Here is a 16,279-nt window from a genome sequence, read left to right on the forward strand (position 1 = left end):
CTAACACGGAGACTAACATGCAGAACAATAACGAAGCGCCGGGCGAGTTCAGTCCGGGGCGCCGGCTCCTGCTGCTGTCGGCGGGTTTGGCCGCAGCGTTGCCCGGCCTGGCGGGCGCCGCGCTGCGCACGCAGCCGGACGGCGGACGGCAGCGGCTTTCGCTGTGGTACGAAGCCCCGGCCGGAGCCTGGGTCGAAGCGCTGCCGGTCGGGAATGGTCGGGCGGGCGCCATGGTGTTCGGACGCGTTCGCCAGGAACGCCTGCAATTGAACGAAGGCAGCCTGTTTGCGGGCGGTCCTTACAATCCCAATAATCCAGCCGCCGCAGCCGCGTTGCCGCGCGTGCGCGAACTACTGGCGCAAGGGCGCTACCGCGAAGCAACCGAGTTGGTCTCCAGCGACGTGATTGCCAAACCGGCAACGCAAATGCCCTATGGCGCGGCCGGCGACCTGCTGCTCGATTTTCAAGGCATGTCCGGCGCGCGCGGTTACCGCCGTTCGCTGGATCTGGATACGGCCACCACCATCACCGAGTTTTCCAGCAATGGCGTGCGCCATCGCCGCGAAGTGTTTGCCAGCGTTCCGGATGGCGTGCTGGTCATGCACCTGACGGCGGAAGGTGGCACGCTGGACTTCGACGTCTCATATCGCCACCCGCGTGAGACTCGCTATGGCGACCGGCTACCGGTTGGCGCCGCCTGGGACTACGCCGAAGCGCCGGATACGCAGCCCCGTCCCGCCACCTTGAGCGTCGCCGCCGATGGTGCCGGCGCGCTGTTGATTCAAGGCCGGAACGTGGCCGTCGCGAGCATCGCTGCGGCATTGCGCTACGCTGTGCGCGTGGGCGCGGTCGGCGATGGCCGCATCAACACTGCAGGCGATCGGCTGCGCGTGCGCGGGGCCACCAAAGTGACCTTGATCATCGCGGCCGCCACCAGCCATGTCAACAGCATCGATGTCGGTGGCGATCCGGTGGTGCTGGTTCGCACCGCCGGCATGGCTGCGGCCAAGAAATCACACGCCGTGTTGCGTGCCGTGCACGTGGCCTCGCACAAGGCTTTGTTCGGTCGGTTTTCGCTCGAAATTGGTAGCGCTACCCGCGATGTCGGGCGTACTTTTGGACCGACCGATGCCCGGATTTCCAAGGCTGAACAGGCAAGTGAATCCGAGTTGGCGGCGATGGCGGCGCTGTACGTGCAGTACGCTCGCTACCTGTTGTTGTCCAGTTCGCGCGCCGGTGGCCAACCGGCTAATCTGCAGGGAATCTGGAACGAGGGAACCAATCCGCCCTGGGGTTCCAAGTACACCATCAACATCAACACCGAGATGAATTACTGGCCGGCGCAGTCGGCCAACCTGGCCGCTTGCGTCGCGCCGGTGCTGACCATGGTGGAGGAACTGGCCATCAGCGGCGCCGTGACCGCGCGCACCATGTACGGCGCGCGGGGCTGGGTGGCCCACCACAATACCGACCTGTGGCGTGCCAGCGCACCCATCGACGGTCCCAACTGGGGCATGTGGCCATGCGGCGGCGCCTGGCTGTGCCAGATCCTGTGGGATCACTGGGACTACGGGCGCGACCTGGCCTGGCTGCGGCGCATCCACCCGTTGTTGAAGGGGGCATCGCTGTTCTTCATCGACACGCTGGTGGCGGACCCGCAGGGACGCGGGCTGCTGACCTCGCCATCGATCTCGCCGGAAAACGAGCACCACCCGGGCTTTGCCCTGTGCGCCGGACCGGCCATGGACCGCCAGATAGTGCGCGATCTGCTGGGCTGGACGCTGGTGGCTCAGCAAAAGCTGGCCGATCCGGACACCGCATTCACGCAAGCGCTGGAGATCACACGCTCCCGTCTGGCGCCGGACCGCATCGGCGCGCAAGGCCAGTTGCAGGAGTGGCTGGAGGACTGGGACGCCGCTGCGCCGGAACCGCAGCACCGCCACGTGTCGCATCTGTACGGCGTCTACCCGAGCGAACAGATCAACGTGCGCGACACGCCGGCCTTGATCAACGCCGCCAAGGTTACGCTGAATGCGCGCGGCGACCGTTCCACCGGCTGGGCTACGGCCTGGCGCCTGGCGTTGTGGGCGCGGATGGGCGAGGGCGAGCGGGCGCTGGCCATCCTGCGCGGGCTGCTGGGACCGGAGCGCACCTATCCGAACATGTTCGACGCCCATCCGCCGTTCCAGATCGATGGCAATTTCGGCGGCACGGCCGGGATACTCGAAATGCTGGTGCAGTCCTGGGGTGGCGAAATCCACCTGCTGCCGGCACTGCCGCGCGCCTGGCCGGACGGCGTGGTGCGCGGCCTGCGGGTGCGCGGTGGAATTGAGCTGGATCTTGATTGGAAAGCAGGGAAACCGCAGCGATTGGCTTTGCGCGGTCCGCCTGATGCGCGCTTGAGGTTGCGGCACGGCAATCATATTGTGGATGCCAAGTTTAATTCTAGTGGCAACCTGTGGTTGAACGGCAACCTTCAAAACGCAATTTAGTGAGATCATTTGATAACGCTACCAAAGCAGGGAGGGAAAGGTAAACAAATAGTGGTTTAAGAAACACAGGCGCGCCGGTAGGTAAAACGGATGACGCCATTCATTAAAAATAAAAGGAGATAACCATGAAGACACCAGTACGACGCACAATGATCAACCTCGCCGTGGCCAGTGCCTGCGGCATGATTGCGCTGCACGCCCAGGCCCAACAAGCGCCAGCCGAACCAACCGCTCCTGGCGCCGCGCCAGCTGCTTCGGCCACGCCGGGAGCTGAAGAAGGCACCAAAACCGTTGTCGTATCGGGTTCGCGCATCGCCGCACGCGGCTTCTCGCAACCGACCCCGACCACCACCCTGTCGTCCGCCGAGCTCGACAAGGCAGCCAAACCAAATATCTTTGAATCGCTGATCGAACTGCCGGCACTGCAGGGCAGCACCGGCCGCACCACCAATACCTTCAGCACCTCCAGCGGCATCCAGGGCTTGTCCTCGCTGTCGCTGCGCGGCCTGGGTACGCTGCGCACGCTGACCCTGCTCGATGGCCAGCGCGTGGTCGGCGCCAACGTCACCGGCGTGACCGACGTCAGCCAGTTCCCGCAACTGCTGGTCAAGCGCGTGGACGTGGTCACCGGCGGCGCTTCGGCTTCTTACGGTTCGGACGCCATCGGCGGCGTGGTCAACTTCATCACCGACAAGAAATTCACCGGCTTCAAGGCCAACGTCGCGGGCGGCATGACCCAGTACCACGACGACAAGAGCGGCACCCTGCAGGCTGCGTGGGGCCGTGGCTTCGCCGACGACCGCCTGCATGTAACCGTCAGCGGCGAGTTCACTAAACAGAACGGCATCGACTCCCCAGGCTTCGGTCAGGTGGGCGCGGGCGGCCGCACCTGGTACAACAATCCAGCGCTGCAGGAATCGACCAAGGACATGCAGGCCGCCGGTGCGCCGCGCTTCAAGAGCATCACCAACGCCCAGCACATCCAGTACGCCAAGTACGGCCTGATCACCAACGGCCCGCTCAAAGGCACGGCTTTCGGTCCTGGCGGCACGCCATATCCGTTCCAATACGGCACCGATTGCGTCGGTAACTTCTGTATCGGCGGCGACCGTTCGGGCAGTGTGGGCGCCGGCACCAATCTGGCGATGAACTTCAAGCGCCAGGTGGCATACACCCGCGTTTCGTGGGACCTGGACGCCGACAACGAAATCTACGTCACCGGCAACTGGGCGCAAGTAACCTCCGTGTTCTCGCCGAATCCTGGCGCGGCCAAGCAGGGCAACCTGTCGATCAAGTGCGATAACGCTTACCTGCCGGCTTCGGTTGCCGCTGGTTGCGCCTCCGGCTACCCGACCGGCGTGATGTCGGTAGGTACGGCCAACGGTGAATTCCCGGCCAACATCAATGTGCATCCGACCCGGACCCAGCGTCGTGTGGTCGTCGGCGCCGACGGCAAGTTCCAGATGTTCGGCAAGGAATGGTCCTATGATGCGTACGCCGAGCATGGCGAAAACAAGACCATCATCAACGTGAAGGACATCACGCTCAATCCGCGCTACAACTTCGCCATCGACGCGATCAAGGACCCGACCACCGGCCAGATCGTCTGCCGCAGCGCAGCCGCACGCGCCGCCGGCTGCCAGCCGATCAACATCTTCGGCCAGGTGCCTATCAACATGGCGGGCTGGAACTACATCGCGCCTAGCAGCGGACCGATGCAACACACGGATTCGACTCAAAACGTTGTTAGCGCTAACATCAACGGTGAATTGATGCAGGGCTGGGCCGGTCCGATCGCCATCGCGTTTGGTGCGGAATGGCGTCGGGAAGACTACTCGGTGCGCGGTGATCCGTATGGCGCCGGCGTGGAATTGACCTCGCCATACAGCGCCACTTATCCTGCCGATCCGACCCTGTCGACCACCGGCGACAACTGGTTCGCGGGTAACTACCACAACGGCAAGGGCGCGTTCAACGTCAAGGAAGCGTATGTTGAGCTGAACATTCCATTCCTGAAATCGGCCACCTGGGGCGAAGCCAACCTGAACATCGCCGACCGCGAAGAGAAGTACAGCACCGCCGGCAAGGCGCGCGCATGGAAGCTCGGCGCCACCTGGTCGACCCCGATCGATGGCCTGCGCGTTCGTGCCGTCAGCTCGGCCGACGTGCGTGCTCCGAACTTGTCGGAACTGTTCGCCGCCATGACGGTCACCAATCAGGCCGTCAACAACAACCAGGGCCAGTCCGTGCAGATCCAGCAGCGCAACGTTGGCAATCCAGCGCTGAAGCCGGAGGAAGCACGCAACAACTCCGTCGGCCTGGTGCTGAGCCAGCCGAGCTGGGCGCGTAACTTCAACGTGTCGGTCGACTACTACGACATCAAGGTGAAGAACGTGATCAGCTCGCTGAATCCGCAACAGGAAGTCGATCTGTGCTACGGCGGCAACCAGCAGGTTTGCTCGGCGGTATCGATCACCGGTCCTGCGGGCACCAACTACGTGCTGGCGCAAAGCTTCAACTTCGCGTCCCTGCATACGCGCGGCGTCGATTTCGAACTGGCTTATCGCAAGAACATGGCGGACTACGGCCTGCCTGGCAACGTGACGCTGCGTGGCCTGGCCTCGCGCATGATCCACTCGATCTCCGATCCAGGCGTGCCTGGCACCACGCCGATCGAAGGCGCGGGCGCCATGACGGGTGCGACGCCGAAGTGGAAAGCACTGGTATCGCAGTCGTGGGACGGCCTGGCCGGCGGCAAGCTCGGCCTGACGCTGACGGAACGCTGGATTGGCGCCGGTAAATTCAACAACGAATATATCGAATGCCAGACCGCCTGCCCGCTGCCAACCGCAGCGCATCCAACCATCTTCGACAACCACATGCCGGGCGCGGTCTATTTCGACCTGGGCGGCACGTACAACTTCTCGAAACAGGTAACGGCTTACTTCAAGGTCGACAATCTGGCGGACCGCGCACCGGTGCTGGTACCGCAGACCAACTTGAGCCTGGCCCTGAATCCTGCAGTGTATGACTCGGTTGGCCGTACTTACCGCGTTGGCCTCCGCATGAACTACTAAGGAGGCGCCAGCCGTGTGGAGTTTATTTTCCGTACTGCTGGCGGTCGGCCTGTTGACCATCATGATCGCCTGGGGCAAGGTTCAACCGCTCCTGGCCTTCGTGGTGGCCGCCATGGTCGCCGCCCTGATGCTGGGCATGCCGCTGGCGAAAATTCCCGGCGTTATCGAGAAGGGCATCGGTGATTTGCTCGGCTCGTTGGTGGTGGTGATTTGCGTGGGCGCCGTGTTCGGCAAGCTGATCGCCGACAGCGGCGCCGCCCGGCGCATCGCCGTCAGCCTGATCGATGCGATGGGGCCGAACCGCATGCCGGTCGCCATGACCATCACCGGTTTCGTGGTCGGCCTGCCGCTCTACTACAACGTCGGCTTCGTGCTGATGATTCCGCTGATTTTCTCGCTGGTGTACCAGTCGGGCCGGCCGGCGGTCGCGCTCGGCATGCCCTTGCTGGCCGGCCTGTCGATTGCGCACGGCTTCCTGCCGCCGCATCCGTCGCCCACCGCGCTGGTGGCGGCGGTGCACGCGGACATGGGCAAGACGCTGTTGTACGGCATGCTGGTGGCGATTCCGACGCTGATTATCGCCGGTCCGATCTTCGCCATGACGCTCAAGAACATCCGTGCCGAGCCTGCCGCCATTTTCCGTGGTGAGCCCAAGCCCGACCATGAGCTGCCAAGCACCTTCGCCAGCTTCTTCACCGCGCTGTTGCCGGTGGTCTTGCTGGGAGCGTTGACGCTGGTCACTTTGCTGCGGCCTGAGCTGACGAAAGCGCTGGCCTTCTATTCCAACCCGATGGTGGTGATGCTGGCCTCGTATGTTGTGGGCATCTTCACGCTGGGCATCGGCCGGGGCATGACCTTGCCCAAGGTGATGGGTTCGGCGCAGGAAGCCTTGCGTGAAATCGCGCCAATCTTGCTGATCATCGCGGGCGCTGGCGGACTGAAGCAGGTGTTGACCGAATCCGGCGTCAGCGCCGAGCTTGGCACGCAGCTGGCCAGCTTGCCGGTGCCGCCGCTGCTGCTCGGCTGGGCGGTGGCGACGCTGATCCGCGTCTGCCTGGGCTCGGCCACGGTGGCCGGCGTGACCGCTGCAGGTGTTGTCGGCCCATTGGCGCTGACCTCGGGCGTCGATCCCAACCTGATGGTGCTGGCCGTTGGCGCTGGCAGCCTGATGTTCAGCCACGTGAACGACTCGGCGTTCTGGATGTTCAAGGAATATTTCGGCCTGTCGCTGAAAGACACCTTCCGCTCCTGGACCATGATGGAAACGCTGGTCGGCGTGTTCGGCATCATTTTCGTCATGCTGCTGTCGCTATTCGTATAAAAAATTCAAGGAGACATAGTTGAAACACCGACTGATTCCAATGCCGGCGTTGATGTTGTTCGTCACGCTGGCCGGGCAGGGCGGCGGAGTGCTGGCAGCGCCAGCGTTCCCCGCATCCGTGTCCGCCTACCAAAGCATGCCGGACGATCCGCGCGCCGTGACCGTCCGCGCCAAGGGCGACGGCGTCGCCGACGATAGCGACGCCATCCAGCGCGCCATCGACAGCGCCGCCAACAAGGGCGATGGCGGCCTGGTATTCCTGCCGTCCGGCCGTTATCGCATCAGCCGCAGCCTGCTGATTCCAATTGCGGTTCGCATGTACGGCGTGGGCAAGACGCGGCCGGTGCTGGTGCTGGGCGCCAATACGCCGGGCTTCCAGAAAGGTGTCGGCAATATGGTGATCTTCACCGGCACCGACACCTACAATATCGGCAAGGTGGCAATGCCGGTGCCGAGCGCCGTGCCGTTCAGCACCGAACAAGGCAAGGCCGTGCGCGACGCCAATTCGTCGACCTTCTACTCGGCTTTGTCGAATGTGGACTTTGAAGTCGGCGACGGCAATCCGGCCGCCAGCGGCGTGCGCATGCACACGGCCCAGCACTCGAACTTGTCGCACATCGATTTCCGCATGGGTTCCGGGCTGGCCGGCGTGTACCAGGTCGGCAATATCGCCTACAACCTGCGTTTCTTCGGCGGCCGTTACGGCATTCTGGCCGAGAAAACTTCGCCGGCGTGGCAGTTCACGCTGCTGGACTCGCAGTTCGACGGTCAGCGCGACGCCGCCATCCGCGAGCACGAGGCCGCCCTCACGCTGGCCAACACCGACATCCGCAACACCCCGGTGGGCATCGAGATCAATCGTGGTTACGGCGACTGGCTGTGGGGCCATGACGTACGTTTCGAGAATGTATCGAAGGCTGGCGTCATCATCAGCAATGAAAACAACGCCTACACGCAGGTGAGTTTCGAACGCCTCAGCGCGCGCAACGTGCCGGTGTTTGCGCAGTTCCGCGACAGCGGCAAGAAGCTGGCGGCGCCAGGCCGCAACTATCAGGTGGCGGAATTCAACCACGGCCTGAAACTGGCAGGCCTCGGCGAGCCGGGTCAGTTCGACACCAACTACCGTACCGTCGCACTGCCGGCCAAAGCCAATGTCGAGCGCGTGATGCGCGCCTTGCCGCCGACCGCCGAATGGGCCAGCGCCCGCAGCTTCGGCGCCAAGGGCGATGGCGTCAGCGACGACACGGCCGCGATCCAGAAAGCGATCGACAGCCACCGTGTGGTCTATCTGCCGCTGGGCTTCTATGCCGTCAACGACACGATCCGCATGAAGCCGGATACCGTGCTGATCGGCCTGCATCCGGGCCTGACCCGGCTAGTGCTGCCGAACGGCTCGCCGCTGTATCAGGGTACGGACACGCCGAAGGCCCTGCTGGAAAGCGCGCGCGGCGGCGACGCCATCGTGACCGGCATCGGCATCGCCACCGGCGAAGTCAATCCGCGCGCGGTGGGCGTGTTGTGGCGTGCCGGCGAGAAATCGCTGCTGGACGACATCCGCATCCAGTGGGGCTATGGCTCGACCACCGACCCATACCAAAAGAGCCCGCGCTTCGACACCTCGACCTGGTGGGATCGCCAGTACCCGAGTATTTGGGTGACCGATGGCGGTGGCGGCACCTTCACCGGCTTGTGGACGCCGGCCGGCCATGCGCAGGCGGGCTTCTACGTGACCAACACCAGGACGCCGGGCCGCGTGTACGAACTGTCGGCAGAACACCATATCCGCAATGAAATCGTGCTCGACGGCGTGGAAAACTGGTCGTTCTACGCGCCGCAGACCGAGGAGGAAGTACGCGACGGCGCCGATTCCGTCTCGCTCGACATCCGCAACTCGAAGAATATCCTGCTGGCCAACTACCACGCCTACCGCGTGACGCGCTCGATGAAACCGGCGCCGACGGCCGTGCAGATCACCAATTCGAGCGACATTCGTTTCCGCAACGTCGCGGTCAACGGCGAAAGCGGCTTCCCGACTTGCGACGAGAACGGCTGCGTGGCCGACGTGCGCGCCTCGAAGTATCCCTATGAGAACGCCATCACGGACGTGACCAATGGCTTGCAAGTGCGCGAACGCATGTTCACGGTGCTCGACTACAGCGGCAAGCAAACCAGCGCGCCCGCCGCACCAGGCAACGCGAAAGTCGACAATCTGGAAGATGGCTTCTATTCCATCGCCGGCGGCGCGGTCGACTCGAAAGGGCGCCTGTACTTCATCGACCGCCACTTCCAGCGCATCTTCAGCTACCTGCAAGGCGAAGGTTTGAAGACCGTCAACGACTACCCGCTCGACCCGGTGAACCTGGCGGTGGACGGCAGCGACAACCTGATGGTGCTGTCATCCAGCGGCAAACAGGGCACCGTGTACTCGCTCAAGCCAGGCGTGCCGGGCGCCCAGGTTGCGCTCATCAAGCCGACGCCGCTGGCGGCGCGTGCCAATGCGCGCATGGCCTTGCCGGTGAACTACTGGGCCAACGGTGAATTCCAGGATCAGCTGAACCTGGATACCTACGAGTTCACCACGCTGGCGGAAATGTTTGCGCGCGAGGCGGCTAAGCCGAAAGCGCAGGAATACGTCTCGCCGGACGGCAGCCTGGTGTTGCCGGCATTCCGCGTCACGCGCCACGGCTCGCTCGATCATCTGGGCTACCGCTGGTCGGACACTCTGGACACGCATGGCTTCGTCTATGGCCAGCGCGGCCAGCGCGTGGTATTCACCAACAGCTCGCAGAACCTGACGTTCAGCGGCCTGGTGGGCGAGGGCGGCGCCATCACGGACCTGAAGCAGGTAGCCGACCGTGGCGGCGAAAGCGCGGCGGTGGGGCCGGACGGCAACGTCTACGTGGCGAACGGGCAGATCTTTATTTACGGGCCGGATGGCAAGCAGGGCGGTCGCATCGATGTTCCGGCGCGACCGCTGCAGCTGATCTTCGGCGGACCGGATCGGCGCACGCTGTACATCCTGACCCACCACGCGCTGTACTCGACCCGCATCTGACCATCAGTCGAACCAGCCTAGTCCGATATCGGTGCCTGGTATTCCTATCAGGCACCAACCGCACTTGTAAAATTTGCTGTAGACGGGCTCGTTGTTGAACTTTAAGCAGACGTCCTGGCATAGCCAGATCGGCGGCAGGCAGTATTTCCTTCGATAGCAGGACTTGTACACCTCCTGCGTGACGATGGCGCGCGCCCCGTCTTCGTGCGGGTACGCGCGGTAATTTCCTCGCGCGCTGCTGATCGCGGCAAGCGCTGTAGCTGGTCAACGCGGCGCGGCGGCGAAGATGCGTCCCATGTCTACCACCGGAGGTGCCGCCTGGGCGTAGCCTGGTGCCGGTGGTACCAGCTCATGGTCGTATGCATTTGGACCATGCATCACGGCAGCCGCTGCGAGCATACCCAATGCCATCACTGCCAACTTAACAAGGCGAGAAGTTTTCATGTTTGTCTCCGTGATAGTGCTTTTGTTAAAAGACAGTGTGCCCCTCACTTCGCCACAGGTAAAATTGAATTGCTAAATACGTGGTATGGGTATTTCGAATGGATTGATTGCGAAGTTAGAGGGGAGGTTTGTAGTCTAGGAGGACGGGGCAATCCGGATAGCAAGCAAACTCTCTACGCGGCGATGGCGCCCAGTATTTTACATAATATAAAAACAACTAATTGCCTTGTCGAAAGTAGGGCTGTAGGTACGGGCTTCTGCTTTTCCCGGTGTCAAAAATAAAGTGACAACCATGGCTATTGCCCCTATAACAGCCAGGAAGCCTGATCGTGCAAAACCCATCTGCAATTTAAAGTTCTTCGCTTTGTGATGCTGTTCTTCGTTTGCCAGTATCTCAAACGCTTCTCCGGGGCTGATTCCAGCCTCCTTAGCCAATTTCAAGCCGGTCGTGTAGTCCGGCATGTGGATGCCCTTCACATATCGGTCAAGCCGTGTCTGTGGAATACCCCATGCTTTCGCCATCGAGTTAACTGAGCGGCCTTTTAAGGCTTTAGCAATCATTTCTTCATAGTTCATAGCTATTTCCAATTAGCAACTTAGGCTATTTTGCGTAATACTCTTAGTTATGCAATTTAGCCTAATCATTTGGCTTTTTTGCGTAAGTAAACGATAGCACACCCGCATTTTTGTGCCTACGAGTTTACGTGACAAGTAACGCTAATTAACAGTGAGCTTACGTAGAGCGGTTTCGATGTCTGCTTGTAGTTGTTCTGCTGTTGGGATTTGTCGGTACCTCAGTGTTTGATATCCGGCGTTTTGGAGCATTGCGTCACGGTCAGCGTCTTCGGCGGTTTTGCGGTTGTGACTGGCGTCGTCGAGTTCTATGACGGCTATCGGCGTCAAGAGCTTTGAGCAAATTACGAAGTCTGCGTATTTCCTGTTGAAGCGATTTCGATCTGACATTGACTCTGTCTCCAGTAAGGCCTGTAGGGAAACTTGAGCTAAGACGGTGCATTCCGGTAGCGCGGAGGTGAGGGTTAAGAACATCTTTTCTTCGAAAGGGCTTAGGGGTCTGCGCGCAGTTAGTTTTAGCTCCCCTAGGGCTAGCTTGATCCGTGTATCACCCTTGGTCGTTGCAAATGACGTAAGTAATAAGACGGCAAATAGAGCAATAAAAGTGAGGATTAGAAGGTGGTGAAGTTTCATCGTTTCCATCAGTTGTTGGCGGGTCTAGGTGATTTTACTCTTTTGCTCTTCGGCAATTCTCGTGATTTGTAACGCTAATTCTTCAAAGTCGGACTATGAATATGTCGCTTCCTCATGACGTCTACAAGATTCAATTGCGCTTGGTCGGTGAACCGATTTGGGCTGATAGCACTGAGCTTTCTTTCCCGATGTCTTCCGCATTGGCGGCGTTTCATGTGACCGGGTTGAACCGCGTTGCTGAGGGCATCGTATATCGCGCTGTGCTGGTGTCGCATGGGTGATTGGACGTTGCCGCTGTCGTTGACTGCCGCTGAGGTTCGCGTGGTCAAGGCTGCGCTCCTCGTTGAAATCGCCACGCTTGAATTCAAGGTGCGTGAGGATCATCAGCCTGAACTGTGGACGCCGTCGCTGAGCGCTGCTCGCCGGGTCTTCTCTGCCTTGTGCGACAAGGCCAACAAACACTTACTGGATTTATAACCGCGCCATCTGGCGTTCACTAATCGCTCTAGCGAGCGAAATTTCTAAAGGGAAGTGCACCATGAAAAATACGATCCAGATTATCAACGTCGTGCAAGTCGCTGGTCGGTCGAAGAAGACTGGCAACGATTACGACATGCGTATGGCGCAGTGCATCGTGCAAAAGATCAATCGTGATAACGGCGCAGTTGAACCTCTGATAGGTGAACTGGTGCTGCCTGAGCGCTTCAAGGATACGCCTCCTGGAACTTACGAAGTCGAGTTCGAAGTGGCGATCGACAACGCAAAGCGCATCGGCGCACAGGTCGCATCTATCACCCCTGTGGGCGCTGCCCGTGCCGCCGCTCCCGTTGCGCCGGCTGTCGCTGCTCCTTCTGCTGGTAAGGCTGCGGCTTAATCATGCCTGCATGTCTGCGTAAGGCTTACGTCGGCGATTCAACGCGCACTTGGCTCGCTATGAAGGCACCTGAGGTAGCTTTCCCGGACATACCTCAAGCTGTAGTTGCGGTGCCTGATCCAACTATTACTGACCTTTCAAAGTGCTATGCCGTGTCGATCAGTGGCACTGAGTGGGTACAGCTTCAGGCTTCAATTTCCAGTTCCTCCGGAACTGTCCAAACTCCTACGCCCCAGAACTGGTTAGAGCTGGGGAATATGAGCATCGCTGATGCGCAAGTTATCTCGTGGAAGGTTTGCCTTGTGTGGGCCATTGCATGGGGTATCAAGCAAGTCGTTAAATCTCTGTCTATATCTGAAAGGAATCAAGATGAATAAAGGTCTGAAAATTGCTCTGCTGGCGGTCGCTGGCATGTCCGCTGGTGCTGCTTCGGCTGCTGTCGATGCGTCCGTGACTACCGCAATCGCGACTGCTGGCACTGATGCCGCTGTGGTTGGGGCTGCTGTGCTGGTCGTGATCGTCGGCATTAAGGCGTACAAGTTCATCCGTCAGGCGCTGTAAGTACTTGCTCGCTACTTTGGCGTTTCAATTTGCTCGCAAATTGGATCGCAAACAAGCGTAGCGCGTTAGTGTCTGCATCGTGTAGGGCAGGGGCTTCGGCCCCTTTTTTTTGAGTTCGAATCTTTGGGAGTTGCTATGGGTCTGGTTTTTCTAATCGCCGCATGTGGTGCTTGGTGGATTCTGTTCCATGATTAAGCGCCTCTTTGTGATTTCGCTGCTTCTCGTCTGTGCGTTGTTCGCCCTGCCAGCTTATGCGGCTAGGACGTTTACTTTCAGCTATCCAGGTTACGGCCCATACGCTTTTACACCTGCTTCCTGTGCTGGAGTTGCCGCAGTGTTTGGTAGTAATGCTTCGAAGGTTAATTGCAATAGCGCTGAATTGGACGCCGCTATGAAGCAGACTCCCGGGCAGTTCCATTTTTCCGTAACCGGTGTTTGGCCTACTCAGACCGCAACAGTTTCATCGTCTGGCACTTGTACTGCTGGTGCTGGCGGTACTTATTTAATTCCGATGGGTTACGTATCCGACTCCACTGGAAAGGTGGTTCAGTTATTCCCCGATCCTGTCGGCGAGAAGTTCGCTAAAGACGGGTGTGAGATGGTCATATCATCTGAGGTCACACCGATCAACTGCGTTGCAGCTGGTGGCGGAAATGCTCCAGCCGGTGTGCATGCTGCCTCTTGCTATTACCAATCGCAGATTACCGGCGTCAAGGCGGGCGTCGACTCCAATCCGGATGCTTCTATCCCTGATTACACTGCGCCGCCGCCGTCTTGCACAAATGGTGCTACCGACTATCCGACATGTACGCCTCCAACGCCGCCCACGTGCTCAAACGGCGGTACTGACTATCCAACATGTACGCCGCCCGGCACTGGTGGCGGCGGAACGGATCCAGGCACTGGTGGTGGCGGTACTGATCCGGGATCCGGTGGCGGCGGAACTGATCCCGGTACTGGTGGCGGTGGTACTGATCCCGGTACTGGTGGTGGCGGCACTGGCGGCGGCACTGGCTCCGATTTTTGTGGGAAACATCCTCAGTCTCTTATCTGCTTGAATTCCGGCGTATCTGGTAGCTGCGCTAATTTCGCGTGTACTGGTGACGCTATTCAGTGCGCCACGTTGCGCGAGGTTCATGAGGCCAACTGCAAAATCGCCGCCGATGAGGCCGCTGCTGATGGTTCGGGTATCGGCAAGTTGGGTAAGGGCGTTTTGGATGGTAATGATCCTGATGCGGACAAGCTGCCTACTCCTGGCAATGGCGACCGTATCTCGATGCCGTCGCTGGATGCGTCCGGTTGGCTTGGCGGCGGCGATTGTTTTGCTGATAAGAGCATATCTGTGATGGGCAAGCAAATTGTTATCCCGTTTTCTAGGGCGTGTTCTGCGCTAATAGTTTTTCGTTACGCCATCATGATCGTTGCTGCTTTGTCGTCGTTCAAGATGGTCTCTGGTGCAATTTTGAGGGGGTAATTCTATGCCGCTGCTTACTGCGTTGTTAGGTGGATTGCTTACTATCGCAAGTTCGATGGTGGGGCGAGTGTTGTTGGCTCTTGGTATGTCGTATGTCACGTACACAGGGTTCGATCTTGCTATCACTTGGTTGCTGGATCAGGTTAAAAACAACATCGCGGCAATGCCTTCTGAAATTGTGTCTTTCATGGCTTGGCTTTGGGTCGATAAGGCTATCAGTATGTTGTTTTCAGCTTATACGGCATCTATTTTCGTCAAGTTAGCTGGTGGTAGTTCGCTTACTAAGCTGATCACTAAGGCCCCTTGAGGTGATGCATGATTGAGCTAATTACGGGTCTTCCCGGAAATGGTAAAACTCTTTATACCATTTCGACCGTCAAGAAAATTGCCGAGTCAGAGAATAGGGCGGTGTACTACGCTGGTATCCCGGAACTGACGTTGGATTGGATACCAATTGATCCAACGAAGTGGATGGAAGCGCCTCCTAATTCGATCATCGTGATTGATGAAGCGCAAAAAATATTTCGTAATCGTTCCCTTGGCACTCAGCCCGGTAAGCACGTCACTGACTTAGAGACACATAGGCATCTAGGCATTGATCTGTTTTTGTTGACACAGCATCCGTCGCTCATTGACCCAGCCATTAGACGCCTTGCTGGCCGCCACCGGCACATGGTTCGTGTTTGGGGTATGGCGGTGTCCACAGTGCACAAATGGGATGCAGTCAAAGACAATCCCGATAAGTCGCGCACTGATTCCGAAAAGACCAAATGGGCCTTTGATAAATCGGTCTATCAGTACTACAAGTCCGCCGACGTGCATACGATGAAGCGCACAATTCCCGGTCGGGTTAAGCTCCTTGCCGGGTGTGTCGTCGTGTTAATTGGGGTAGGGTTCTATATGAAGAATCGCATTGAAGAGCGCACCCATCCCGACCAGCTCCTTGCGTCTGGAGCTTCTCCTTCTTCTTCTGTCGGCAAAACTGACGCGGTTGACCGTGCACCTGTGCCTGATAAATTCGATCCAAAGCAGGATATGCAGCGGTATGTGCAAATGAGCACGCCACGCATCGAAGGCCTGCCGCAAACGGCTCCGAAATACGATGAGCTAACGAAGCCTACGCGAGTGCCGGTGCCGGCTGCATGCATCCAGGTCGCGGACAAATGCCGTTGCTTTTCGCAACAGGGTACATCGCTCGACGTGAAGTACAGCATGTGCATCGAGTTTGCGCGCAATGGATTCTTTCAAGAGTTCGATCCTGAGCGGGACCGCCGTGACAGTGTTCGTACTGCCGAATCGGTCAGAGTGCTAGAGGGCCGTGGTGTAGAGCAAGTGGCCTCTCATGGTGGTGAGCGTCAGTCGTCGCAGGTGGCTGTGTTCGGAAACCCGCCGCAGGATGCGCCTCGTAAGCCTTCGGTCGGTATGTGATCGCGGCTGCCAATTCACGTGACTTGTCACGCAAATAAAAGGGGGCTTTATGAAGTACGCAGAAGACCGCCGCCAGCTGGATCTGGTGGCCGGTGCGAATCGACAACGAGGGCGGCCACCAACGGGCGTCGCGATGTCGGCTGCTGAACGGCAAGCTGCACGGCGTGAGCGGTTGGCAAAGGAGGGGAGGGGCGTCTTGACGGTCGAGGTGTCTAAGGATGTTATCGAGGCGCTCGATGCGTTCGTAAAATTCAAGCCTGAGACCAAGGGCGATGTGGTCGACCGCATTTTGCGTGATCGATTGATGCGGAAACGTTGACCGAATTTACTTCGCCGCTGTAGGAAGA

The 16,279-nt window shown here is 59.4% G+C and carries 14 protein-coding genes; 11 read left to right on the forward strand and 3 right to left on the reverse strand.

Translation table 11 applies throughout. The features are described 5' to 3' along the window. The first annotated feature begins 17 nt into the window (after positions 1 to 17). The 4 genes from ACXZ1M_RS28265 to ACXZ1M_RS28280 all read left to right on the forward strand — a co-directional run bounded on the left by ACXZ1M_RS28265 (position 18) and on the right by ACXZ1M_RS28280 (position 9,945). Positions 18 to 2,492, forward strand: a complete 2,475-nt coding sequence (locus tag ACXZ1M_RS28265) for a glycoside hydrolase family 95 protein (RefSeq protein WP_459050912.1) — start codon at positions 18 to 20, stop codon at positions 2,490 to 2,492. A 125-nt stretch (positions 2,493 to 2,617) separates the two neighbouring features. Further along, positions 2,618 to 5,569 (forward strand): TonB-dependent receptor domain-containing protein, encoded by a 2,952-nt coding sequence (locus ACXZ1M_RS28270; RefSeq protein WP_459050913.1) that lies wholly within the window; start codon positions 2,618 to 2,620, stop codon positions 5,567 to 5,569. Between the two features lie 13 nt (positions 5,570 to 5,582). After that, positions 5,583 to 6,890, forward strand: coding sequence for a GntT/GntP/DsdX family permease (locus tag ACXZ1M_RS28275; RefSeq protein ID WP_459050914.1), 1,308 nt, complete (start codon positions 5,583 to 5,585; stop codon positions 6,888 to 6,890). 19 nt (positions 6,891 to 6,909) lie between these two features. After that, positions 6,910 to 9,945, forward strand: coding sequence for a glycosyl hydrolase family 28-related protein (locus ACXZ1M_RS28280; protein ID WP_459050915.1), 3,036 nt, complete (start codon positions 6,910 to 6,912; stop codon positions 9,943 to 9,945). A 264-nt stretch (positions 9,946 to 10,209) separates the two neighbouring features. Here ACXZ1M_RS28280 and ACXZ1M_RS28285 read toward each other — a convergent pair whose 3' ends face one another. From ACXZ1M_RS28285 to ACXZ1M_RS28295, 3 genes are all read right to left on the reverse strand, one after another. After that, positions 10,210 to 10,389, reverse strand: coding sequence for a hypothetical protein (locus ACXZ1M_RS28285; RefSeq protein ID WP_459050916.1), 180 nt, complete (start codon positions 10,387 to 10,389; stop codon positions 10,210 to 10,212). Between the two features lie 198 nt (positions 10,390 to 10,587). Further along, positions 10,588 to 10,965: a helix-turn-helix domain-containing protein gene (locus ACXZ1M_RS28290; protein WP_459050917.1), complete on the reverse strand. Its 378-nt coding sequence runs from the start codon at positions 10,963 to 10,965 to the stop codon at positions 10,588 to 10,590. A 141-nt stretch (positions 10,966 to 11,106) separates the two neighbouring features. Beyond that, positions 11,107 to 11,604, reverse strand: a complete 498-nt coding sequence (locus ACXZ1M_RS28295) for a DUF2726 domain-containing protein (RefSeq protein WP_459050918.1) — start codon at positions 11,602 to 11,604, stop codon at positions 11,107 to 11,109. A 264-nt stretch (positions 11,605 to 11,868) separates the two neighbouring features. Between ACXZ1M_RS28295 and ACXZ1M_RS28300 the strand changes: the two genes are divergently transcribed. From ACXZ1M_RS28300 to ACXZ1M_RS28330, 7 genes are all read left to right on the forward strand, one after another. Continuing rightward, a complete protein-coding gene (locus ACXZ1M_RS28300) occupies positions 11,869 to 12,072 on the forward strand; it encodes a hypothetical protein (protein ID WP_459050919.1) in 204 nt (67 codons plus the stop codon). Positions 12,073 to 12,133: 61 nt separating this feature from the next. Continuing rightward, entirely contained in the window at positions 12,134 to 12,469 is a 336-nt protein-coding gene (locus ACXZ1M_RS28305; protein WP_459050920.1) for a hypothetical protein, read from the forward strand. A gap of 369 nt (positions 12,470 to 12,838) precedes the next feature. After that, positions 12,839 to 13,030, forward strand: a complete 192-nt coding sequence (locus tag ACXZ1M_RS28310) for a major capsid protein (protein ID WP_459050921.1) — start codon at positions 12,839 to 12,841, stop codon at positions 13,028 to 13,030. Positions 13,031 to 13,217: 187 nt separating this feature from the next. Continuing rightward, positions 13,218 to 14,504 carry a virulence factor TspB C-terminal domain-related protein gene (locus ACXZ1M_RS28315; protein ID WP_459050922.1) on the forward strand — a complete coding sequence of 429 codons (1,287 nt, stop codon included), beginning with the start codon at positions 13,218 to 13,220 and terminating at the stop codon, positions 14,502 to 14,504. A gap of 4 nt (positions 14,505 to 14,508) precedes the next feature. Beyond that, positions 14,509 to 14,811, forward strand: a complete 303-nt coding sequence (locus ACXZ1M_RS28320) for a DUF2523 domain-containing protein (RefSeq protein ID WP_459050923.1) — start codon at positions 14,509 to 14,511, stop codon at positions 14,809 to 14,811. 8 nt (positions 14,812 to 14,819) lie between these two features. Further along, positions 14,820 to 15,932, forward strand: coding sequence for a zonular occludens toxin domain-containing protein (locus tag ACXZ1M_RS28325; RefSeq protein ID WP_459050924.1), 1,113 nt, complete (start codon positions 14,820 to 14,822; stop codon positions 15,930 to 15,932). A 49-nt stretch (positions 15,933 to 15,981) separates the two neighbouring features. Beyond that, complete coding sequence (locus tag ACXZ1M_RS28330; RefSeq protein WP_459050925.1) at positions 15,982 to 16,251, forward strand: hypothetical protein; 270 nt, start codon at positions 15,982 to 15,984, stop codon at positions 16,249 to 16,251. The last annotated feature ends 28 nt before the right edge of the window (positions 16,252 to 16,279 follow it).

The sequence above is a fragment of the Duganella paludis genome (assembly GCF_054461335.1).